The sequence below is a fragment of the Burkholderia sp. BE12 genome (genome assembly GCF_002959955.1).
Lineage (GTDB): Bacteria > Pseudomonadota > Gammaproteobacteria > Burkholderiales > Burkholderiaceae > Burkholderia.
In genome coordinates this window covers 82,563-104,118 of the sequence record NZ_PREY01000026.1, presented here as the reverse complement: position 1 = coordinate 104,118, position 21,556 = coordinate 82,563, and the positions used below count along the sequence as shown (strand labels likewise).

General features: G+C 66.1%; 16 protein-coding genes. 8 read left to right on the top strand and 8 right to left on the bottom strand.

Annotated elements, in window-relative coordinates:
* Positions 1 to 434: 434 nt before the first annotated feature.
* A complete protein-coding gene (locus C4B30_RS25775) occupies positions 435 to 2,003 on the bottom strand; it encodes a DUF262 domain-containing protein (protein ID WP_080681401.1) in 1,569 nt (522 codons plus the stop codon).
* A gap of 758 nt (positions 2,004 to 2,761) precedes the next feature.
* On the opposite strand from C4B30_RS25775, the gene C4B30_RS25770 reads away from it, so the two are divergent.
* The 7 genes from C4B30_RS25770 (at position 2,762) to C4B30_RS25740 (ending at position 9,194) form a co-directional block, all read left to right on the top strand.
* Positions 2,762 to 3,898, top strand: coding sequence for a muconate/chloromuconate family cycloisomerase (locus tag C4B30_RS25770; protein WP_027785972.1), 1,137 nt, complete (start codon positions 2,762 to 2,764; stop codon positions 3,896 to 3,898).
* Positions 3,899 to 3,949: 51 nt separating this feature from the next.
* A complete protein-coding gene (gene catA, locus C4B30_RS25765; RefSeq protein ID WP_027785971.1) occupies positions 3,950 to 4,891 on the top strand; it encodes a catechol 1,2-dioxygenase in 942 nt (313 codons plus the stop codon).
* Positions 4,892 to 5,007: 116 nt separating this feature from the next.
* Positions 5,008 to 6,366, top strand: coding sequence for a Rieske 2Fe-2S domain-containing protein (locus C4B30_RS25760; RefSeq protein WP_027785970.1), 1,359 nt, complete (start codon positions 5,008 to 5,010; stop codon positions 6,364 to 6,366).
* Positions 6,363 to 6,851: a benzoate 1,2-dioxygenase small subunit gene (benB, locus tag C4B30_RS25755; protein WP_027785969.1), complete on the top strand. Its 489-nt coding sequence runs from the start codon at positions 6,363 to 6,365 to the stop codon at positions 6,849 to 6,851. Before C4B30_RS25760 ends, benB begins: the two co-directional genes overlap by 4 nt.
* Before the next feature lie 39 nt (positions 6,852 to 6,890).
* Positions 6,891 to 7,913 carry a benzoate 1,2-dioxygenase electron transfer component BenC gene (benC, locus tag C4B30_RS25750; protein WP_027785968.1) on the top strand — a complete coding sequence of 341 codons (1,023 nt, stop codon included), beginning with the start codon at positions 6,891 to 6,893 and terminating at the stop codon, positions 7,911 to 7,913.
* Entirely contained in the window at positions 7,910 to 8,686 is a 777-nt protein-coding gene (locus C4B30_RS25745) for a 1,6-dihydroxycyclohexa-2,4-diene-1-carboxylate dehydrogenase (RefSeq protein ID WP_027785967.1), read from the top strand. The genes benC and C4B30_RS25745 overlap by 4 nt, the downstream gene beginning before the upstream one ends.
* Before the next feature lie 109 nt (positions 8,687 to 8,795).
* Positions 8,796 to 9,194, top strand: a complete 399-nt coding sequence (locus C4B30_RS25740) for a RidA family protein (RefSeq protein ID WP_027785966.1) — start codon at positions 8,796 to 8,798, stop codon at positions 9,192 to 9,194.
* Between the two features lie 212 nt (positions 9,195 to 9,406).
* Here C4B30_RS25740 and C4B30_RS25735 read toward each other — a convergent pair whose 3' ends face one another.
* The 4 genes from C4B30_RS25735 to C4B30_RS25720 form a co-directional block, all read right to left on the bottom strand.
* Positions 9,407 to 10,213, bottom strand: coding sequence for an oxidoreductase (locus C4B30_RS25735; RefSeq protein ID WP_027785965.1), 807 nt, complete (start codon positions 10,211 to 10,213; stop codon positions 9,407 to 9,409).
* A 34-nt stretch (positions 10,214 to 10,247) separates the two neighbouring features.
* A complete protein-coding gene (locus C4B30_RS25730; protein WP_027785964.1) occupies positions 10,248 to 13,388 on the bottom strand; it encodes an efflux RND transporter permease subunit in 3,141 nt (1,046 codons plus the stop codon).
* Entirely contained in the window at positions 13,385 to 14,503 is a 1,119-nt protein-coding gene (locus tag C4B30_RS25725) for an efflux RND transporter periplasmic adaptor subunit (RefSeq protein ID WP_027785963.1), read from the bottom strand. Before C4B30_RS25725 ends, C4B30_RS25730 begins: the two co-directional genes overlap by 4 nt.
* A gap of 82 nt (positions 14,504 to 14,585) precedes the next feature.
* Positions 14,586 to 15,203, bottom strand: coding sequence for a TetR/AcrR family transcriptional regulator (locus C4B30_RS25720; RefSeq protein WP_027785962.1), 618 nt, complete (start codon positions 15,201 to 15,203; stop codon positions 14,586 to 14,588).
* Between the two features lie 77 nt (positions 15,204 to 15,280).
* Between C4B30_RS25720 and C4B30_RS25715 the strand changes: the two genes are divergently transcribed.
* Complete coding sequence (locus C4B30_RS25715) at positions 15,281 to 16,741, top strand: efflux transporter outer membrane subunit (RefSeq protein ID WP_027785961.1); 1,461 nt, start codon at positions 15,281 to 15,283, stop codon at positions 16,739 to 16,741.
* 206 nt (positions 16,742 to 16,947) lie between these two features.
* Here C4B30_RS25715 and C4B30_RS25710 read toward each other — a convergent pair whose 3' ends face one another.
* Genes C4B30_RS25710 through ctaD form a run of 3 tightly spaced genes read right to left on the bottom strand, consistent with a single transcriptional unit; the run spans position 16,948 to position 21,553 of the window.
* Positions 16,948 to 18,525: a cytochrome c gene (locus C4B30_RS25710; RefSeq protein WP_027785960.1), complete on the bottom strand. Its 1,578-nt coding sequence runs from the start codon at positions 18,523 to 18,525 to the stop codon at positions 16,948 to 16,950.
* Positions 18,516 to 18,917 carry a hypothetical protein gene (locus C4B30_RS25705; RefSeq protein WP_027785959.1) on the bottom strand — a complete coding sequence of 134 codons (402 nt, stop codon included), beginning with the start codon at positions 18,915 to 18,917 and terminating at the stop codon, positions 18,516 to 18,518. Before C4B30_RS25705 ends, C4B30_RS25710 begins: the two co-directional genes overlap by 10 nt.
* Positions 18,914 to 21,553 (bottom strand): cytochrome c oxidase subunit I, encoded by a 2,640-nt coding sequence (gene ctaD, locus C4B30_RS25700; RefSeq protein ID WP_027785958.1) that lies wholly within the window; start codon positions 21,551 to 21,553, stop codon positions 18,914 to 18,916. Before ctaD ends, C4B30_RS25705 begins: the two co-directional genes overlap by 4 nt.
* Positions 21,554 to 21,556: the final 3 nt, after the last annotated feature.

Below are 21,556 nucleotides of genomic sequence, written 5' to 3'. Positions count from 1 at the left end.
GGGTAGGCGGGGGTGGAGAAGCGGGGCTATCCGGGTTTCTTCCCACGCGCGAGGGGCGCGTGGATTGGGAGGTGTTTGCGATTCTGTGTGCGGAAACTGAACAGTTGCTGTGGGAGGCTTTGCCGCATGCCGTCGGATGACACGCAGATATCGTTGTGCGGTACCGCCTATGCTGCGTCCGAAGGCTCGGCGCGCTGATGCGCCGAGACGGACGTTCGCTCTTCATGCTTCTCGGGAGCGGCAGTTACCGAACTGAAGCGGACGCCGAAAGCCTCGCCATATCGACGACAGCTATCAAAGGTACAACCGCCATCCGTCCTGAGAGGCGGCTGACACCTTCGCGACCTGAGGCAGCCACTCGGCATCCAAAATATCAAGAGAAAGTCGGCGGTCGCACTGTCGCGTTGTCCATCAGGTGAGTACGCAGATGATAGCTACGCCATAAGCTCTTGCGCTCGCGCAACAAGCAGTTCTACACGAGCATTGATAAACTCATCGTAGCTCTTATTCTCCGTATCAGCGGGACAGTACGCGCTCGCAAGATACTCCGACTTTTTCTCCGGATCGAGCCGTGCCAAATACTCCGACGGGGCTTTCGCACGAATTGTATTGTTGTCGGCGCGCGTAAGGAAGCAAATGTTGGCCAAAACATTTATGCTTCGCTCGTCAGCACCCAATGTCTGCAAATATTTTTGCGGGAAAATATGGTGGAATTCGTGTTTGCTGGCTTTTTTTAAGACCTTATCTGGATCAACTTTAGCACCACTCAGAAACGAATACGCATTATCAGAACTCAACAGCAGAATTAAAACGCGCGAGTTTGCGTTGGCCGTCGAAAAAGTATCCTTGGCAAAATCTATTTTAAGCTCAGTTCGCGGCAATTTGAATCTGTGATCCTCGTCATCCGCAAGTTTTTTCATTTCCACAATATCCAGCGCCTGGCGTTCATTGACGTCAGCAGAAAAGCGCCGACTGAAAAGAGATCGCCAAAACCATCGAAGTAGCATATGCTTCTGCTTTTCCGTATAATTAAGACCTTCAACCTTTTCGGTCGCAAAGAAAACGCTTAACGGAACTAAGATGCCGGGAAACGGGAGCATCTTATAATGCTTCACGTTTGCCTCTCTACTCAAAAAATCCAGCGCGCCCAAAATCCCTCGCTCGATGATCGGAAACTTTGCTCGGATCTCTTCGCCGTTCAGTTCCAGAATTCGCTTTGGAGTGGTCTCTCCGCTGATGACTCCGGCACAGATTCTGAGCTGTAGATCACGGTCATCGCCGAGGTCATCAAATCCGTGGTCCGCAATAGCATCTTGAAGAGTGGAGAATTTTTCTACAAGATCGAATTCTTCAGACCAACTCCATGCAGAAAGTAGTTCGAAAACGTTAAGATCAGTTCCCGCGCGATTGATTCGTTCGAAAACGATCGCAACCTTGTTTCGATCGTCTGATTCGAATACTTCGTTTGGAACCAAATACTCTTTAAATCGCGCCTGCAAATCATCCAGACGTTCAAGCTTTTCATCTGAAAACGTACTTGTAGCCTTCCGGTATGCTACGGTGTCAAACAATGTCTTGACAGGAAAATGTCGATTGGCATCGACCTCTGCCGTTTCAAGCGCAACGAACAGTGATTCTTGCACTGTCTCTTGTGCAAGCATATCGAAATAAACGTCAACCCATTCGTCACTTTCTGGCTCTAAATCAGTCTGGAAAACGCTAAAAAGACTCGTTAATCGTTGCTGGCCATCAAGAACGTAGTTGACCGGATAATCTTTCTGCGGCTCGGGTAACGTGAAGTAACCCATGCGTTTTTCGGCCTTCAGGCGCGTATCTGTTTTCCACAAAATAATGGTGCCAATTGGAAATCCCTTATAAATGCTATCCAACAAGAAAGCAACTTGATCCGGCTCCCACACAAAATTTCTTTGGAATGCAGGTATGCGAATATCGCCAGACGAAATTCGATCTATCAGCTTTCTAATTGTGAGTGCATCACTCATAAGGTTCACCTTTCCCGAAAATTCGACGAATTATGCGTTATGTCCGGCGTCCGCGGCCCAGCGCGACAAGCTGGGGCACTGAATTCGCTACATCATAAACGCTTGTAAGCTTTTCCGTAAATCTTTCCGCTTCCACTTCCGTTTCCGCTTCCGCTTCCGGTTCGGCGGCGGCAATTCTTGCGTCGTTGGCAACAACCCTACAGGAAGGACCGGTTATCAATGATGGTCCAGGACCGACCTACATGGTCAGCTTGCGAAAGTCCGCTGTGTAGGCCAAGGCGACATTTGACCGTCCGCGTGAGAGCAGACGGCCGTAGATGGCGGATAGCTGCCGTCGACATTCTGATGAACAATCAAGATCGGCGACGGAGACCAATACCTGCCTTTCCACTTCCTTTCCGTCGTTCTCGGAAACCGAAGAAACCGAACGCCGGCGCGTCCCGCGCCACCGCTTTCTCCTCAGGAAAACCCTGACCGACTCCGGCCAGCCGCCGATTTCAGCCAATTTTCCCGCTGCAGAAAGCAACCGCGTCGCACCCCAGCCCACGCAATATCCCGCACCCGCCCGACCACGCTCCAGCAACCCTCCCAGCCCGCATATCTAGCTAAATCAGGTATGGTGCGACGCAATATTCCCCATCATGATCCAGATTTCCATACCCACCAGGTATCAAAAATCCCGACCAAAAGTATTGGACGCTCCATTTCCCCGCCGCGTATAAATCCCTCCCATGAACTCCCCCCACGCAGCGCACCCCATGTCCTCCGCCACCATCGAACGCATCGAAACCCGCCTCGTCGACCTGCCGACGATCCGCCCGCACAAGCTGTCGGTGGCCACCATGCACGGCCAGACGCTGATGCTCGTGAAGGTGTTCTGCAGCGACGGCGTGGCCGGTATCGGCGAAGGGACGACGATCGCCGGGATGGCCTACGGCCCGGAAAGCCCGGAAGCGATGAAGCTCGCGATCGACGCGTACCTCGCACCCGCGATCGTCGGCAAGGATGCGACGCGCGTCCAGACGCTCATGGCGTTCGTCGGCAAGCTCGCGAAGGTCAACCACTTCGCGAAGAGCGCGCTCGAAACCGCGCTGCTCGACGCGCACGGCAAGCGGCTCGGTGTGCCCGTCAGTGAACTGCTCGGCGGGCGCCGCCGGGATCGCCTGCCGGTTGCATGGACGCTCGCGTCGGGCGATACGTCCAGCGACATCGCGGAAGCCGAGCGGATGCTCGACCTGCGCCGCCACAACGTATTCAAGCTGAAGATCGGCGCGAAGGCGCCGAAAACGGATATCCGCCACGTGGCCGAGATCAAGAAGGCGCTCGGCGATCGCGCGTCGGTGCGCGTCGACGTGAACATGGCGTGGAGCGAAACGCAGGCCGCCCGCGCGATTCCGGCGCTGGCCGATGCGGGCTGCGAGCTGGTCGAGCAGCCGGTGGCTTCCGCCGCGGCGCTGGCGCGCCTGATGCGCCGCTTCCCCGTCGCGCTGATGGCCGATGAAATCCTGCAGGGCCCCGACAGCGCATTCGACATCGCGAAGCATCACGGCGCGGACGTGTTCGCGATCAAGATCGAACAGAGCGGCGGACTCTTCGCCGCGCAGCGCGTGGCCGCGATCGCGGACGCGGCCGGCATCGAACTGTACGGCGGCACGATGCTCGAAGGTGCGTTCAGCACGGTGGCGTCCGCGCACCTGTTCGCGAGTGTCGCGAACCTGCAGTGGGGCACCGAGCTGTTCGGGCCACTGCTGATCACCGAGGAAATCCTGACGCAGCCGCTGGATTACAGCGACTTCGAACTGACCGTGCCGGACGGCCCCGGTCTCGGCATCGCGCTCGACGAGGACAAGGTCAGGCGCTTCACCCGCGACGGGCTGACGAAAGTCGTGCGGTAATCGAGTCAGGCAAAGACCGTCATTCCCCCAAATACACGTGGAGACAGCATCATGAGCGTCAAAGTTTTCGATACCAAGGAAGTGCAGGACCTGCTGAAGGCCGCGTCGAACGCGGGCGCGAACGGCACGAAGGGCGACGCACGTACGCAGCAGATCGTGCTGCGCCTGCTCGGCGACCTGTTCAAGGCGATCGACGATCTCGACATCACGCCCGACGAAGTGTGGGCCGGCGTGAACTACCTGAACAAGCTTGGTCAGGATGGCGAAGCGGCGCTGCTCGCCGCCGGCCTCGGTCTCGAGAAATATCTCGACATCCGGATGGACGCCGAGGACGAAGCGATCGGCCTGAACGGCGGCACGCCGCGCACGATCGAAGGGCCGCTGTACGTGGCCGGCGCACCGGTGCGCGAAGGCGTCGCGAAGATCGACCTCGACGCGGACGACGGCGCGGGCCCGCTCGTGATCCACGGCACGGTCACGGGCCTCGACGGCAAGCCGGTGGCCGGCGCGCTGGTCGAGTGCTGGCACGCGAACTCGCACGGTTTCTACTCGCACTTCGACCCGACCGGCGCGCAGAGCGATTTCAATCTGCGCGGCGCGGTGAGGACGGGCGCGGACGGCAAATACGAATTCCGCACGCTGATGCCGGTCGGCTACGGCTGCCCGCCGCAGGGCGCGACGCAGCAACTGCTGAACCGCCTCGGCCGTCACGGCAACCGTCCCGCGCACGTGCACTTCTTCGTCGACGGTCCCGATCACCGCAAGCTGACGACGCAGTTCAACATCGACGGCGATCCGCTGATCTGGGACGACTTCGCGTATGCGACGCGCGAGGAGCTGATTCCACCCGTGGTCGCCAGGACCGGTGGCACGGCGCTCGGCATGAAGGCCGACGCGTACCAGGACATCGAGTTCAACGTCGTGCTGACGCCGCTGGTGCAAGGCCAGGACAACCAGATCGTCGAACGCCCGCGGGCTACCGCCGCGGCATAACCGCCGGCGGCACGGCGACGCGCCTGCGCCGCCGCTGCCGGCCGGTCCCCCGAGATTCAACCGATACCGATGCGAGCGTGCTTGCAGGACGCGGCACGCGCATGGGAGGAGCCATCATGTCCGCCACGATCGACCACACCGACACACTGGATCACCTGCTCGACACCGCCGTGCAGGATGACAAGGAGGCCGGCATCTTCCGCTGCCGCCGCGACATCTTCACGAACGCGGAACTGTACGAGCTCGAGATGAAGCACATCTTCGAGGGCAACTGGGTGTACCTGGCGCACGAAAGCCAGATTCCGGACAACAACGATTACTACACGACGTGGATCGGCCGCCAGCCGATCGTCATCACGCGCGACAAGACCGGCGAGCTGCATGCGGTCATCAACGCATGTGCGCACAAGGGCGCGATGCTGTGCCGCCGCAAGCACGGCAACAAGGGCAGCTTCACGTGCCCGTTCCACGGCTGGACCTTCTCGAACACCGGCAAGCTGCTGAAGGTGAAGGACGAGAAGACGACCGAGTACCCGGTGCAGTTCAACACGCACGGCTCGCACGACCTGAAGCAGGTCGCGCGCTTCGCGAACTATCGCGGCTTCCTGTTCGGTAGCCTCAACGCCGACGTGCTGCCGCTCGAGGACTACCTCGGCGAAGCGCGCGTGATCATCGACCAGATCGTCGACCAGGCGCCGAACGGGCTCGAAGTGCTGCGCGGCAACTCGTCCTACATCTACGAAGGCAACTGGAAGATGCAGATGGAGAATGGCTGCGACGGCTATCACGTCAGCACGGTGCACTGGAACTATGCGGCGACGATGGGCCGCCGCAAGGAAGACGGCACCAAGGCGGTCGACGCGAACAGCTGGAGCAAGTCGGTCGCGGGCGTGTACGGCTTCGATCACGGCCACATCCTGCTGTGGACCCGCACGATGAATCCGGAAGTGCGGCCCGTGTACCAGCACCGCGACGAAATCCGTGCGCGCGTCGGCGACGTGCAGGCCGACTTCATCGTGAACCAGACGCGCAATCTGTGCGTGTACCCGAACGTGTTCCTGATGGACCAGTTCAGCACGCAGATTCGCGTGGTGCGGCCGCTCGGCGTCGACAGGACCGAGGTCACGATCTTCTGTTTCGCGCCGAAGGGCGAGAGTGAAGCGGATCGCACGACACGGATTCGCCAGTACGAGGATTTCTTCAACGTGACCGGCATGGGCACGGCCGACGATCTCGAGGAGTTCCGCGCGTGCCAGGCCGGCTATGCGGGCATCACGGCGATGTGGAACGACCTGTCGCGCGGCGCGCCGCTGTGGATCGACGGGCCGGACGAGAACGCGAGAAAGATGGGGCTGAATCCGCGTATTTCGGGTGAGCGCAGCGAGGACGAAGGGCTGTTCGTGTGCCAGCACGAACACTGGGTGCACGTGATGCGCGATGCGCTGAAGAAGGAACGCGGGGAGGTGGCGGCATGAGCTTCGATTACCGGACGATTTGCGCGACGCTGTATCGCGAAGCGCGCCTGCTCGACGATCGCGAGTGGGACGAATGGCTGACCTGCTACACCGAGGACGTCACGTACTGGATGCCCGCGTGGGACGACGACGACCGTCCGACCGACGACCCGGCCAGCCAGATCTCGCTGATGTACTACGCGGATCGCGGCGGCCTCGAGGATCGCGTGTTCCGGATCAAGACCGAGCGCAGCGGCGCGTCGACGCCCGAGCCGCGCACCTGCCACAACGTGACGAACGTCGAGGTGCTGGCCGAACGCGACGGCGAGGTGGACGTGCGCTACAACTTTCACACGCTGAACCACCGTTACCGCGTGACCGATCACTTCTTCGGCACGATGTTCGTCACGTTGCGCAAGGTGAACGACGCGCTGCTGATCTCGCACAAGAAGATCGTGCTGAAGAACGATTACATCCGGCAGGTGCTCGACGTGTATCACGTCTGACGCCGATTGTTTCGACAGGAAGGAAAGGGAGGCGACGCCATGTCCACCTACAACATTGCACTGAATTTCGATGACGGGGTGACCCGCTTCATCGATTGCAAGGCCGGCGAGAAGGTGCTCGACGCGGCCTTTCGCGCGAAGATCAACCTTCCGATGGATTGTTCCGACGGCGTGTGCGGCACCTGCAAGTGCCGCGCCGAAAGCGGCCGCTACGACCTCGGCGACGATTACATCGGCGACGCGCTCACCGAGGACGAAAAGGCGGGCGGCCTCGTACTGACGTGCCAGATGGTGCCGCAAAGCGATTGCGTGATCGCGGTGCCGACGTCGTCGGTCGCCTGCAAGACCGGGCAGAGCAGCTTTGCCGCGACGGTCACGAAGGTCCAGCAGCACAACGATGCGGCCGTCGTGCTCGAACTCGACGTCGGCGCGGGTGCGCCGGTGTTCCTGCCGGGCCAGTACGTGAACATCGACGTGCCGGGCAGCGGTCAGCACCGCTCGTATTCGTTCTCGTCCGCGCCGGGCGACGCGAAGGTCGGCTTCCTGATCAAGAAGATTCCCGGCGGCGTGATGAGCACGTGGCTCGAATCGGCGCGGCCGGGCGACACGCTCGACCTGCACGGGCCGCTCGGCAGCTTCTACCTGCGCGACGTCGCGCGGCCGCTGCTGTTCCTCGCTGGCGGCACGGGTCTCGCGCCGTTCCTGTCGATGCTCGACGTGCTCGCGCGCAGCGGGTCGCGGCAGAAGGTGCACCTGGTATACGGCGTCACGCGCGATCTCGATCTCGTGCTGGTCGACGCGATCGAAGCGCTTGCGGCGAAACTGCCGAACTTCAGCTTCGCGACGGTCGTCGCGGACGCCGCGTCGAGCCATCCGCGCAAGGGCTGGGTCACGCAGCACATCCCGGCCGACGCGCTGAACGATGGCGACGTCGACGTGTATCTGTGCGGGCCGCCGCCGATGGTCGATGCGGTGCGCCAGTACTTCGACGACGCAGGCGTGAAGCCGAACAGCTTCCACTACGAGAAGTTCACCCCCAACGTCACGGCAAAGGCGGCATGACCATGCAACGATTCTCCGGCAAGGTCGTCGTCGTCACCGGCGCGGCGCAGGGCATCGGCCGCGGTGTCGCGCTGCGCGCGGCGGCCGAGGGCGGCAAGGTGCTGTTCGTCGATCGCGCGGAGTTCGTGGCCGAGGTGGCCGCGCAAGCGCCGGGCGGCGACACGGCGGGCTTCGTCGCTGATCTCGAGACGTACGACGGCGCGCATGCGGCGATCGCGTGCGCGGTGCAGGCCTTCGGCGGCATCGACATCCTGATCAACGGCGTCGGCGGCGCGATCCGCATGCGGCCGTTCGCCGAGTTCGAGCCGGCGCAGATCGACGCGGAAATCCGCCGCTCGCTGATGCCGACGCTCTATACGTGTCATGCCGTGCTGCCGCACCTGATCGCACGCGGCGGCGGCACGATCGTCAACATCTCGTCGAACGCGACGCGCGGCATTCGCCGCGTGCCGTACTCCGCGGCGAAGGGCGGCGTGAACGCGTTGACGTCGGCGCTCGCGATGGAATACGCGGAACACAACATCCGCGTCGTCGCCACCGCGCCGGGGGGCACCAGCGCGCCGCCGCGCCGCGTGCCGCGCAATGCGGCCGGCGATACCGAGCAGGAGCAGGCGTGGATGGGCGAGGCCGTGCGGCAGGTGACCGAATCGACGTACTTCAAGCGCTACGGCAGCCTCGACGAACAGATCGCGCCGATCCTGTTCCTCGCGTCGGACGAGGCGAGCTATATCACCGGTACGGTGCTGCCGGTCGCGGGTGGGGATACGGGTTGACGGGCGCGCCTGCCGATTTGCTTGCTGCACAGGTGCACGCGCCGCGGCCGGGCGCACGGCGACCATCACATAACCGGCCGGCGCGGCAAGCGCGGCCACGGAGACACTCATGAGCAAACGCGAAGCGATCATCCCGGCCGGCATGGAAGTCGTGTACGAAAAAATCGGCTATGCGCCGGCGATCAAGGTCGGCGATACCGTTTACGTGTCCGGCCAGATCGGCCGCGACGCGGCGATGCAGCTGGTCGAGGACCGCGAAGCCCAGATCGTGCAGGCGTTCGAGAACCTCAGGCGCGTGCTGGAGGCCGGCGGCGCGTCGCTCGACGACGTGGTCGACCTCACGACCTTCCATACCGACATGCGCGACCTGCCGTTGTTCATGCAGGTGCGCGACCGCTATTTCCATGCGCATCCGCGGCCGGCGTGGACCGCGATCGGCGCGCACATGCTCGGCGGCTCGCCCGGCTATATCGTGGAGATCAAGGCGGTGGCGGTGCTGCGGGCCTAGTCGCGGCGGCACGACGCCCGCGCCGGGGTAAAACCGGGTCGGCGGCCAGCCCGTATGCATGTATCCGATGAAGGCCGCGTACAACGGCTCGGGGTCGATCAGGGACGCGGCGAACTATTCGTGCAAGTGACGGCCGGGGCGCGCTGCGGCGTGTCGCGATGGCCGGTGCACGTCGATGACGGGCGGCCTCGGCACGGGCCGCTCGCGCCGCATCAAGCGAGCCGGAATTTCTTGCGCAGGCTCGAATCGACGGGCCCGGCCGGCATGAAGCGCCGCAGCTTGCTCAGGAGCGAGGCTTCGCCCCGCGGCGTGCGCCGCATGCGCCACGCGCCGAGCGCGGCTTCGACGATGGTATCGGCCACGCCGCCGGGGGGCGGGGCAGCTTTGACGCTGTCGACGACGGCGCGTGCGGCGAGCGCGCGTTCGCGGCCGTAATCGTCGATTCGTGCGCCGGTCTGCGGCGCATTGACGTCGAGGTTGGTCCGCGTAAACGACGGTTCGACCAGCGTCGCACGAATGCCGAACTGGCGCACCTCGTGATCCAGCGTTTCGGTCAATCCCTCGAGCGCATGCTTGGACGCCGCATAGAGGCCCATGTACGGCGCCGGCAGGAATCCGAGCACCGAGCTGACGTTGACGATGCGTCCGCCGCGTCGTGCGCGCATGTGCGGCAGCACCGCTTGCGCCGTGCGCAGGATGCTGAACACGTTGGTGTCGAACAAAGCGGCCGCTTCGATCACCGACGTTTCCTCCACCGCGCCGATCAGGCTCGTTCCCGCATTGTTGACGAGCACGTCGATCCGTGCGGCGCGATCGATGATCGTTTGGATTCCGGATCGAACGGACGCATCGTCACGCACGTCCATCTCGATCAACTCGACGCCGGCGACGGGTGCGGTGCCGGCAATGCTGCGTACGGTGCCGAACACCCGGCACCCGCGCCGGGCAAACTGCTCCGCGCTCGCGCACCCGATACCCGACGACACGCCGGTCACGACGACGACGGTGGAATTCGACATGGCTGCTTCCTTCGATACGGTGAATGGGGGAGTGTCAATCGCGGGCATCGAGCGCGGGCTGAAGCGCGCGCTCGCCCGGCGATGCCGGTTCATGCCGGCCGTGATGCGAGCCGGCGGCATGGCCCGGCCTGATCCTGAACCAGATCGCGTACATGGCCGGCAGGAACACCAGCGTCAGCACCGTGCCGGCGAACGTGCCGCCGATCAGCGTGTACGCGAGCGTTCCCCAGAACACCGAATGGGTCAGCGGAATGAACGCGAGCACCGCCGCCATGGCCGTCAGGATCACCGGGCGCGCACGCTGCACGGTCGCTTCGACGACCGCATGGAACGGATCCAGTCCCGCCTGTTCGTTCTGGTGAATCTGCCCGATCAGGATCAGCGTGTTGCGCATCAGGATGCCGGACAGTGCAACGAGCCCGACCAACGCGTTGATGCCGAACGGTTGCCGGAACAGAATCAGTGTCGGCACCACGCCGATCAATCCCAACGGGCTCGTCAGAAACACCATCACCATCGCGGAAATCGAGCGCACCTGGAAGATGATGATGATCAGCGTCACCGCCAGCATGATCGGGAACAGCGGCGCCATGGCCGTCGTCGCCTTGGCCGATTCCTCGATCGAGCCCGCCTGTTCGATGCGGTAGCCGCCCGGCAGCGTGTCCATGATCGGCTGAAGCTGCCTGGTGATGGCCGTCGAGACGTCCGGCGGCTGCAAGCCGTCGGCGATGTCGCCCTGTACCGTGATCGTCGGCACGCGGTCGCGCCAGCGCATGATCGGCTCCTCCATCCGCACGTCGACCTTGCCGACCTGCGATAGCGGAACCCGCTGCCCGTTCGCGCCGGCCAGCGTGAAGTCGCCGAGCCGCGCCGGATCGAGCCGCGCATCGCCGCCCGAACGCGCGATCACCTGCACGGTGCGGATATCCTCGCGCACCTCGGTCACGGGTACGCCGGTGAGCAGGAACTGCAGTTGCTGTGCGACGGCGCTCGAGGTCAGCCCCACCGCCTGCAGTCGGTCCTGCTGCAACGTGAAGTGCAGCGTCGGCGCGCGCGTGCCCCAGTCGGCGTTGACCGTGCGCATCATCGGGCTGCGGTTCATCACGCGTTCGATGGCGGCCGCGATGCCGCGCAGCTTGTCCGGATCGGGGCCCGTGATCCGATAGGCCACCGGGAACGGCGAGTACGGGCCGAACACGAGTTGCGTCACGCGCACGCGCGCTTCGGGCGCCAGGCCGTCCGCGATCGCGCGCCGCAGTCGTGCCTTCAGCGCATCGCGTGCGTCCTGGCTGTCCGTGCGAATCACGATCTTCGCGAACGACGGATCGGGCAGCTCGGGCCCCATCGCCAGATAGAAACGCGGCGCGCCTTGCCCGACGTACGCGGTGACGATCTCGGCCTCCTTCTGTTTGGCGAGCCACGCTTCCACCTTTTTCGTCGCGGCGCTCGTTTGCGAGATGGAGGTGCCATACGGCATCTGCACCTCGACGAGCACTTCGGGGCGATCGGAGATCGGAAAGAACTGTTTCTTGACGATCGCCATGCCGAGAATGGCGAGCACGAACAGGCCGACGACCGACCCGGCAACCAGCCATTTACGTGCGATCACGCGCGTCAGCAACCGACGGAAGCGGTTGTAGCGGGGCGTGTCGTAGATCGCGTCGTGCCCGCCTTCGACCTTCCTGAAGTCGGGCAGCATCTTCACGCCGAGATAGGGCGTGAAGACCACCGCGACGACCCACGATGCGATCAGCGCGATCCCGACGATCCAGAACATGTTGCTGGTGTATTCGCCGGCACTGGATCGCGCGAAACCGTTGGGCATGAAACCGACCGCGGTCACCAGCGTGCCGGCCAGCATCGGCGCGGCCGTATGGCTCCACGCATAGGCCGACGCCGCCACGCGGCCGTAGCCTTCCTCCATCTTCACGACCATCATTTCGATCGCGATGATCGCGTCGTCGACCAGCAGCCCGAGCGCGAGGATCAGCGAGCCGAGCGTGATGCGGTCGAAGTTCTTGCCCGTGGCGGCCATGACCACGAACACGATGGCCAGCGTCAGCGGCACGGCCGCGGCGACGACGAGGCCGACGCGCCAGCCCATGCTGACGAAGCTCACCAGCATCACCACCAGCAGCGCGGCGAAGAACTTGATCATGAATTCGTCGACCGCGGAGCTGATGTTGACCGCCTGATCGGTGACCTTGGTCAGACTCATGCCGAGCGGCAGCTCGCGATTGATCGCGCCGACTTCGCCGTCCAGTGCCCGACCGAGGTCGAGCCCGTTCCAGCCGTCGCGCATCACGACGCCGAGCAGCAGCGCCGGTTCGCCGTTGTTGCGGATCATGAAGGTCGCCGGATCTTCATAGCCGCGCTCGACGGTGGCGATGTCGGACAGCTTCAGCGTGCGGCCCTGCACGACGATCGGCGTGTCGCGAATCGTCTGCAGCTTGTCGAACGCGCCGTCCAGGCGGATGAAGATCTCCGGCCCGCGGGTCTCGACGGAGCCGGCCGGCGTCAGCGCGTTCTGGCCGTTGAGTGCCGCGAATACTTCCTGCGGGCTCACGCCGAGCGTCGCGAGCCGGTCGTGCGACAGCTGCACGTAGATGCGCTCGGCCTGCTCGCCGATGATGTTGATCTTCTTCACGCCCGCCACGTGCAGCAGCCGCTGGCGCAGCGTTTCGGCATCGCGCACCAGCAGCCGCTGCGGTTCGCCCTTGGCCTTCAACGCGAAGAGCGCGAAGGTGACGTCCGCGTATTCGTCGTTGACCATCGGCCCGATCACGCCCGACGGAAGATTGTTCGCCTCGTCGCCGATCTTTTTCCGTGCCTGATAGAACTGCTCCTGCACTTCCGACGGCGGGGTGCCGTCGAGCAGCGTCAACGTCGTGAACGCGAGGCCGGGCCGCGTATAGGTTTCGCTCCGGTCGTACCAGCGCAGCTCCTGCAGGCGCTTTTCGATCTTTTCGGCGACCTGGTCGTGCACTTCCTGCGCGGTGGCGCCCGGCCATGCGGTGACGATGGTCATCACCTTGACCGTGAATGCCGGGTCTTCCGCGCGGCCCAGCTTGAAGAACGACACGAGCCCGGCCAGCGAGATCAGGCAGATCAGGAACAGCGTGATCGCGCGCTCGCGCACGGCGAGCGCCGACAGATTGAATCGGCCTTCGCTCACGATCGTGCTCCTTCGCTCGCGATCTTGGCGGCCTGCGCCGATACACGGACCGGCTGGCCGTCGTGCAGCAATTGCGCGCCCAGCGCGACGACGCGCTCGCCCGGCTTCAGTGTGCCGGACACGCGCGCGCTGTCGTCGTCGAGATGCTCGACCTTGACGGGCCGCCACGCCACCTTGGCCGGTTCGCCGGCGACGACCCAGACACCGGGCCCGTTGCCCGCGTCCAGCAGCGCGCCGATCGGCACCTGCATGCCGCCTTGCGGCGCCGCGTGCGCGTCGTCCAGTATGCGGATCGTGACGGTCGCGCCCAGCGGGGCATCGGCCAGCGCGCCCTGCAGCACGTAGCGCGCTTCGAAGGTCCGCGTCCTGGCGTCGGCGGTGTCGGAAAGCTGGCGCAGCGTCGCGGGGACGCTGACGTCCGGCTTGCCGAACAGCCCGGCCTGCGCGACCGAGCCGAGCGTCGGGCGCAGGGTTTCGGGCAACGCGATCACGGCCTCGCGGCTGCCGGCGTGCGCGAGCCGCACCACGGGCTGGCCCGCGCTGACGACCTGACCGGGCTCCGCGAGCGTTTCCATCACCACGCCGTCGCCGTCCGCGACGAGTTGCGCATAGCCGGTCGCATTGCGCGCGACGTCGGCGTCGGCTTCGGCGGCGCTGAGCTGGGCTTTCGCGGCATCGGCGGCCGCCTTGACCTGGTCGTAGGCGGATGCCGATATCGCGCCGCTGCCGCGCAGGTCGCGGTAGCGGGCTTCGTCCTCGGCGGTCTGTCGCGCCCGGGCCCGTGCGGCGGCGACTGCCTCGTCGCGCGCGCGCGCCGCGAGCTTCAGGTCGATCGGGTCGAGCCGCATCAGCGGTTGGCCGCGCCGGACCGTTTGCCCGGTATCGACGAGCCGCTCCAGCACCTTGCCGGATACCCGGAACCCGAGATCGCTCTGCACGCGCGCGGCGACGGTTCCGGTGAACGAGCGCGACGCGGGAGCGGCCGTCTGCACGAGGGCGGTACGCACGAGCGGCGCCTCCGTGCGCGGATCCGAAGGCGTTTTTCCGCTGCAGGCGGCTAACGCGAGGGGCAGTGCGCAAGTGACTGCGAAGAAAGCGAGGCGATGCCGAACCATGAAAGACCCAGTGACGAAGTGATCGGGGCTTTCATTGTGTATCTAGTGACCAATATAGTCAATAGTCACAAACGGTGACGCATCACGGCGCGAGGCTGCGGAGGACGAGGCTGGACAGTTGGGCGGGCGCGGCGTCGGTCGTGTCGAGGTTGTATTGCAGCAGCAGCGGATTCAGGTACGGCCGCATCACGAGATAGATGGCCGTCGCGGTTTCGTCCAGCGGCGTCTTGCGCTCGAACTCGCCGCTTTGCCGGCCTTCCTGCAGCACCTCCTGCAGCAGCTTCTGCACGCGTGCCTCGTAGGCCTGCACCGACCGCCAGTTTTCGGTGGCGGCCGACGCCGCGATGTCGTACAGCTTGCGGTCGCGGAAGAAGAGCCGCAGGCTCGCTTCGGTAAAGACCCTGAACATCCGCCGCAGCTTTTCGGTGGGCAGTTCGGCCTCGGCGACGGCCGCGCGGACGTCCGTTTCGATCTCGTGCAGGCAGTTCGCGCAGATCATTTCGCCGATCGCCTGTTTCGACTCGAAGAACTTGTAGATATAGGCCTTCGAGAAGCCGATCGCCTTCGCGAGGTCCGACACGGTCGTCTTTTCATAGCCGTACCGGCTGAAGTGCTCGGTGGCGGCGGCCACGATCTGATCCCGGACGTCGTGGTCGGCCGGGCCGCGTGCGGGTGCTGCGGAAGGGAGGGTTTTTTTCATGGGCGACAGCGGACAGGAATGGACAACGAGTGACTATTTGGTATTATAGTCACTATCGGATTCTTGCTAAAGCCCTCATGCTACCCAAACCCATCATTGCCGCGGCGCTGGCCGCCACCTTGTCGGCGGGATGTGCCGTCGGTCCCGACTATGTGCGGCCGGACGTGGCGATGCCGCGGCAGTTCGAGGGCCAGCATGCCGTGGACCAGCGCCACGCGGCGGCCGCCGCCGAACTCGCGACGTGGTGGACGGGCTTCGGCGATCCGCAACTGACGCGATTCGTCACGCTGGCGCTCGCGCAGAATCTCGATCTTGCGCAGGCCGCGGCGCGCGTCGCGCAAGCGCGCGCAGGCCTCGGTGCGGCGAATGCGGCGCTGCTGCCGTCCGGCAATGTGACCGGTCAGGCGGCGCGCGTCTACCAGTCGGTCGAAACGCCGCTGGGGCGCGTGTTGAATTCGACGCCGGGTTTCGATCGACATGGCAGCGACTACGAGGCCGATTTCAACGCGAGCTGGGAGCTGGACGTATTCGGCGGATTGCGCCGCGGCCGCGAAGCGGCGCTCGCCGACTATCAGGCATCCGAAGCGGCGGCGGTCGCGACGCGGCTCGCCGTCGCCGCGCAAACCGCGGATACCTACATCACAATTCGCGGGTTGCAGGGCCGGCTCGACGTCGCTCGGCGCCAGGTGCGGACCGAGCAGGATTTGCTGTCGACCCTCAACCTGCTCTATGGAAAGGGCCTCGCGGCGGAGCTTCAGGTGAGGCAGGCCGAAGGCGCGCTCGCGCAGGTGCGCGCCACGGTGCCGGTGCTCGAAGCGGCGCTGGACGCGGCGATGAATGCGCTCGACGTGATGCTCGGCTCGCAGCCCGGCACGCACCGCGCGGAATTGCTCGCCGGCGGCGAGGTTCCGGCGGCGCCGCGGATCGCGGCGACGGGCACGCCCGGCGAACTGCTCCGGCGCCGGCCCGACCTGATCGTCGCCGAGCGGCGCGTGGCGGCGTCGAACGCGCGCATCGGCATGGCCATCGCCGAGTATTACCCGAAGTTCTCGTTGAGCGGGCTGATCGGCAGCGCGACGACGATGGGCGCGGGCAACCTGTTTGCCGGCGGCGCGAACCAGGCTGCGGGCGTGCTCGGCCTGCGCTGGCGCCTGTTCGACTTCGGCCGGATCAATGCGCAGATCGCGCAGGCCAAAGGGCAGGATGCCGAAATGCTGGCCGCGTATCGGCTCGCGGCGCTGCACGCCACCGAGGACGTCGAAAACGCGTTCTCGGCGCTCGTCAAGCGTGACGAGCAGGCGGCCATTCTGGGCGACGGCGTGAATTCGCTCGGCCGCGCGCGCGCGGCATCGTTCGCGGCCTACCAGAAAGGGGTGGTCAGCCTGATCGAGGTGTTGCAGGCCGACGAAAGCCTGTTGCGCGCATCGGATGAACGCGTGCAGGCACGAACCGAATCGGCGCGCGCGGCAGTGGCTGCGTTCAAGGCGCTTGGCGGTGGCTGGCAGGCGCCGCAAGCGCAGGCCGTCGCGAGCCGGTAGCGGTATCGTCGAAACCTGATCGGTCGGGCCGGACAAGCGCCGACCGATCGCGGTTCCGGGGGCCGTGAGCCGGGCGCGTTCACGGTGCCTACGGATCTGACGCACAACGCGTCCGCGGAAAGACGATCGTCGTGGTGTTGTGTGGCGGCGACGAGTCGACGCAGAACGGCCTGCATCGTCCGGGAAGCCCCGCGCGCAGCACGCCGCTACCGATGTATCGCCGCCCGCAACCGCCTCACGTCCTGCTCCGACACCGGCGCGGCCCGATTCCCCCACGCGCCGCGCACGTAGCTGACCACCGCGGCGATCTCGGCGCTCGTCAGCGCGCCGCGCATCGCCGGCATCCGCTGCACCGGCCCTGGCGTCCCGGGCGCGGGCCGCGCGCCTTCGACCACGATCCGGATCGCGCTGGTCGGATCGGCCGCCACGACGATCGAACTGCCCGCGAGCGGCGGCCCGTGGTCGCGCACGCCCGTCCCGTCCGCGCCGTGGCAACGCGCGCAGAACCCCGCGAACACGCCGGCTCCCGGCGCCTGCTGGCCGCCTTCCGGGCGAGGGCCGGCGGCCGTCAGCCGCGGGACGCCGACCCCCAGCGGATTCGTCGCGGCGGTCGGTTGCGCCGGCAACGACTTCAGGTACACGGCGATCGCATGGCGGTCGGCGTCCGTCAGCAACGCGGTGCTTTCGCCGACGACCGGCGCCATCGCGCCGAACACCGCGCCGCGCGCCGCATGGCCGCTGCGCAGGAACGTCGCGATGTCGTCGGCCGACCAGCGGCCGAGGCCGTCCGGGTCCGCGCCGGTCAGGTTCGGCGCGAACCAGTGATCGTTGATGCCGCCGGTGAGGAACGCAGGGCTGCGCTCGTTGTAACCGCGTTCGTTGTAGGCCGGCCCGCGCGGCGTATGACATGCGCCGCAATGGCCGAGCCCCTGCACGAGATATGCGCCGCGATTCCAGTCCGCCGATTGCGACGGCTGCGGCGTGAACCGGTCGCGGTTCGCGAATGCGAGGCTCCACAGCCCGAGCGCCCAGCGCTGGTTGAACGGAAACGGCAATTGCGTGAGCTTCGCCGCGTTCGGGGAAGGCGCGACGCCGCGCATGAAATACGCATACAACGCGCGCACGTCGTCGTCGCTCAGGTGCGCGAGCGACGGGTACGGCATGGCCGGATACAACCGGCTGCCGTCCGCGCGCACGCCGCGCCGCAATGCATCGTCGAACTGGTGCAGCGTGTAATGGCCGATCCCGTGCGTCGGGTCCGGTGTGATGTTCGGCGCATAGATCGGCCCGAATGGCGAATTCACCGGCTGGCCGCCCGCGTACGGCGTATGGTCGGCCGCGTCGTGGCACGCGGCGCAATCGCCCGCGAGCGCGAGGTAGCGGCCGCGCGCGAGCGTCGCGGCGTCGGCGCTCGCGGCCGCCGCGGCGATCACCGGGCGCCGGGCGGTCGACGCGGAAGCCGCATGGGGCGGCGGGGCGGCCGCGCTCGATGCGCCGGAATCCGCTGCGCTCGCATCCCGCGATCGGGAAAGCCGCGGATCGTCTCTCGCGCGAGCGGACATCGACGCGCCGGCATCGGCCGCCGACGTGCGGATCCGCACGAACCGCCAGCCCGACGCGGGCTCGGGCGCTTGCGCCGCCGATGCGGCGCCGGCCGTGTCGCTGGCGGCGGCCGCGTCGTCGTCGCGCTGCATGTCGCACGCGCAGAGCGCGGTGCATACCGCGAGCGCGATACCCGCGCGGCGGCCCGGTACGAAGCACGAAGCGAACGAGATCAGCGCCATGGGCTGCAAGGCCCCACGAAAGCGGTGACGATCCCCGTAAACACCAGACCGATCACGAAGCCGAGCGCGGCGAGCATGCCGCAGCGCGCGAGAAAGCGCGTACTGTCGTCGCGCGTCGCGGCCGGCGCATCGGCATCGTGCCGGTGTCGCCACGCACGCGCGAGCCACGTCGCGCAGGCCGCGGCCAGCGCGAACGCGCCCGCGGCGATCAGCGCGAGCCACACGCCGACGTGCGCCCAGCGCGGCGCGGCCTGCGCGACACCGAGCGGATAGCACGCGGTGGACGCGAGCGTCTCCGACACGAGCATCTGCGCGAACCACAGCGCGGGCGCGCCGACGAGGCCGGCCGCGATCGCGAGCAGCGGGGTCCACGCGCGGCGGGCGTCGTTCATCCGGTACTCCTCAGCCAGAATGGCGATACGTACAGCGCGGTGAAGATGAACAGCCACACGATGTCGACGAAGTGCCAGTAGAGCCCGCCGACGGTCAGCGCGACGCGTCGCTCGCGGCCGAAGAACCCGGCGGCCGTCCACCCGGCGAGCAGCGCGAGGATCGCGAGGCCGGCCACGACGTGCGCGAGGTGGAACCCGGTGATCGTGAAGTAGAGGCTGCCGTACAGATGCGCGGTCGGGCCGTACGGATGGTCGCGCCATTCGTGCAGCTGGACCAGCGCGAACGCGGTGCCGAGCACCAGCGCGACGACGAGCATCGCGACCGCGCGCGCCTGCCTGCCGGCGCGTACCGCGCGTTCCGCGAGCCACACGAACACGCTGCTCGACAGCAGCACGACCGTGTTGGCGGCCGCGAGCCCGATCTTCGGCATCCCTTCGGGCGGCCACGGGGCGGACCACTGCGACTGCAGGTAGAAGTAGCAGAACAGCAGGTAGCCGAACAGCCCGGCCTCGGTCACGATCAGCGTGAGCACGCCCCACCAGCCGCCCGCGCGCTCGCCGCAACTGCCAACCGGCAGCGGCTCGATGCACGCGGCCGGCGCGCCGGCCGGGGCCGTCGCCGACGGCGGCTCGTCCGGATGCGGCCCGGCCGCCGCGGCGGGCGCCTGCGTGTCGGCGCGGGCCGGCAGGCGCGCGCGCTGCCCGAGCGTGCGGCGCGGCCACAGCCAAGCGGCGGTGGCGATCGCGCAACCGGCGAGCGCCACGCAGACGAGGGTCGGCGAGCGCGCGAGCATCGCCGCGAACACGGCGGTCGCCAGCAGCGCGAGCACGAACGGCACGCAACTGTCTTCGGGCATCTTCAGGATCGCGCTGGGTGTCGCGGCGAGCGGCGTGACCGCGAGCGCCTCGCGCCCGTCCGCGAGCCGGTAGCCGACCCGCAGGCTGGTGCGCTTCGGATCGTCGCGCGTTTCCCACAGCGGATGCCGCGACGCGACGAGCGGCAGCACCGCGAAGTTGTACACGGGCGTCGGCGACGCGACCGACCATTCGAGGCCGGCCCCGCCCCACGGGTTGTCGCCGGCGCGCGCGCCGCGCCGCGCGCTCAGCAGCGCGTTGACGACGAACATCACGATGCCGATCCCGAACACGAACGAGCCGATCGTCGTCAGCAGGTTCGACGTGTCCCAGCCCATCCCGGACGGATAGGTATAGATGCGGCGCGGCATCCCGAGCAGCCCGGAGACGTGCATCGGGAAGAAGCCGAGATTGAAGCCCACCAGCACGACCCAGAAGGTCCAGCGGCCGAACCGCTCGTTCATCATCCGCCCGGTGAACTTCGGGAACCAGTACGTGACGCCGCCGAGCACCGGAAACACGTTGATGCCGAGCAGCACGTAATGCAGGTGCGCGACGACGAAGTACGTATCGGTGAGCTGCCAGTCGAGCGGCACGGCCGCGGTCATCACGCCCGACACGCCGCCGATCACGAACATCAGCACGAAGCCCGCGAAATACAGGAACGGCGTGCGGAACACGGGGCGGCCGGTCCAGATCGTCGCGATCCACGCGAACACCGCGACCGCGCTCGGGATCGAAATCAGCATGCTCGCGGCGCCGAAGAACGCCAGCGCGAGCGGCGCGATGCCCGTCGCGAACATGTGGTGGACCCACACCTCGAAGCCGATCAGCATCGTCGCCACGGTCGACACCGCGACGGCCTCGTATGCGACGAGCGGCCGCCGGCAGAAGGTCGGCAGCGCGTCGGACACGATCCCCATTGCCGGCAGCACGACCACGTACACCCACGGATGCGCGAACATCCAGAACAGGTGCTGCCACAACAGCGGCCGGCCGCCGTGCGCGACGTCGAAGAAATGCGTGCCGGCATTGCGGTCGAGCCACAGCAGCAGGAACGCGAGGCTCACCGACGGCACCGCGACCAGGTTCGCGACCGACGCGGTCAGCGTGCCCCACACGATGATCGGCAGCCGGTCGATCGACATGCCGTGCGCGCGCATCCGCAGCAGCGTGACGACGAAGTTCGCGGCGCCGCCCGTCGTCGAGATGCCGAGCAGGATCATCCCGAGCGCATAGATGTCGATGTTCGCGCCGGCGCTGTAGTCGAGCGACGTCAGCGGCACGTAGTTGAACCAGCCGCCGTCCGGCACCGCGCCGAGCGGAAAGCTCGCGTACAGGAACAGCCCGGCGAACAGGAACGCCCAGTACGAGAACGCGTTCAGCCGCGGGAACGCCATGTCGCGCGAGCCGAGCATCAGCGGCCACAGGTAGTTCGCGAAGCCGGACAGCACCGGCAGCGCGTAGAGGAAGATCATCGTGACGCCGTGCATCGTGAACAGCGAATCGTATTGCGCGGGCGTGAGCAGCGTCGCGTTCGGCCGCGCGAGCTGGATGCGCATCACGAGCGCCTCGACGCCGCCGAGCAGCAGGAACACGAACGCGGTGACGATGTAGCGCAGCCCGATGCGCTTGTGATCGACGGTGCCGAGCCAGCCGCGCCAGCCGGGTTCCGATTCCCACTGCTCGGCCAGCGCGCGCTCGTGCGCGGAACCGGGCGGCGCTTCGCCGAGGTCGGGTACGCGGCTGAGCGGGGTGGGCGTGTCGTGGGCAATGGCCATCGG

Bases quoted from the DNA above. Each gene is read 5' to 3' on its own strand.
- C4B30_RS25775 (WP_080681401.1), bottom strand. From the start codon at position 2,003: ATGAGTGATGCACTCACAATTAGAAAGCTGATAGATCGAATTTCGTCT.
- C4B30_RS25770 (WP_027785972.1), top strand. From the start codon at position 2,762: ATGTCCTCCGCCACCATCGAACGCATCGAAACCCGCCTCGTCGACCTG.
- catA (WP_027785971.1), top strand. From the start codon at position 3,950: ATGAGCGTCAAAGTTTTCGATACCAAGGAAGTGCAGGACCTGCTGAAG.
- C4B30_RS25760 (WP_027785970.1), top strand. From the start codon at position 5,008: ATGTCCGCCACGATCGACCACACCGACACACTGGATCACCTGCTCGAC.
- benB (WP_027785969.1), top strand. From the start codon at position 6,363: ATGAGCTTCGATTACCGGACGATTTGCGCGACGCTGTATCGCGAAGCG.
- benC (WP_027785968.1), top strand. From the start codon at position 6,891: ATGTCCACCTACAACATTGCACTGAATTTCGATGACGGGGTGACCCGC.
- C4B30_RS25745 (WP_027785967.1), top strand. From the start codon at position 7,910: ATGACCATGCAACGATTCTCCGGCAAGGTCGTCGTCGTCACCGGCGCG.
- C4B30_RS25740 (WP_027785966.1), top strand. From the start codon at position 8,796: ATGAGCAAACGCGAAGCGATCATCCCGGCCGGCATGGAAGTCGTGTAC.
- C4B30_RS25735 (WP_027785965.1), bottom strand. From the start codon at position 10,213: ATGTCGAATTCCACCGTCGTCGTCGTGACCGGCGTGTCGTCGGGTATC.
- C4B30_RS25725 (WP_027785963.1), bottom strand. From the start codon at position 14,503: ATGGTTCGGCATCGCCTCGCTTTCTTCGCAGTCACTTGCGCACTGCCC.
- C4B30_RS25720 (WP_027785962.1), bottom strand. From the start codon at position 15,203: ATGAAAAAAACCCTCCCTTCCGCAGCACCCGCACGCGGCCCGGCCGAC.
- C4B30_RS25715 (WP_027785961.1), top strand. From the start codon at position 15,281: ATGCTACCCAAACCCATCATTGCCGCGGCGCTGGCCGCCACCTTGTCG.
- C4B30_RS25710 (WP_027785960.1), bottom strand. From the start codon at position 18,525: ATGGCGCTGATCTCGTTCGCTTCGTGCTTCGTACCGGGCCGCCGCGCG.
- C4B30_RS25705 (WP_027785959.1), bottom strand. From the start codon at position 18,917: ATGAACGACGCCCGCCGCGCGTGGACCCCGCTGCTCGCGATCGCGGCC.
- ctaD (WP_027785958.1), bottom strand. From the start codon at position 21,553: ATGGCCATTGCCCACGACACGCCCACCCCGCTCAGCCGCGTACCCGAC.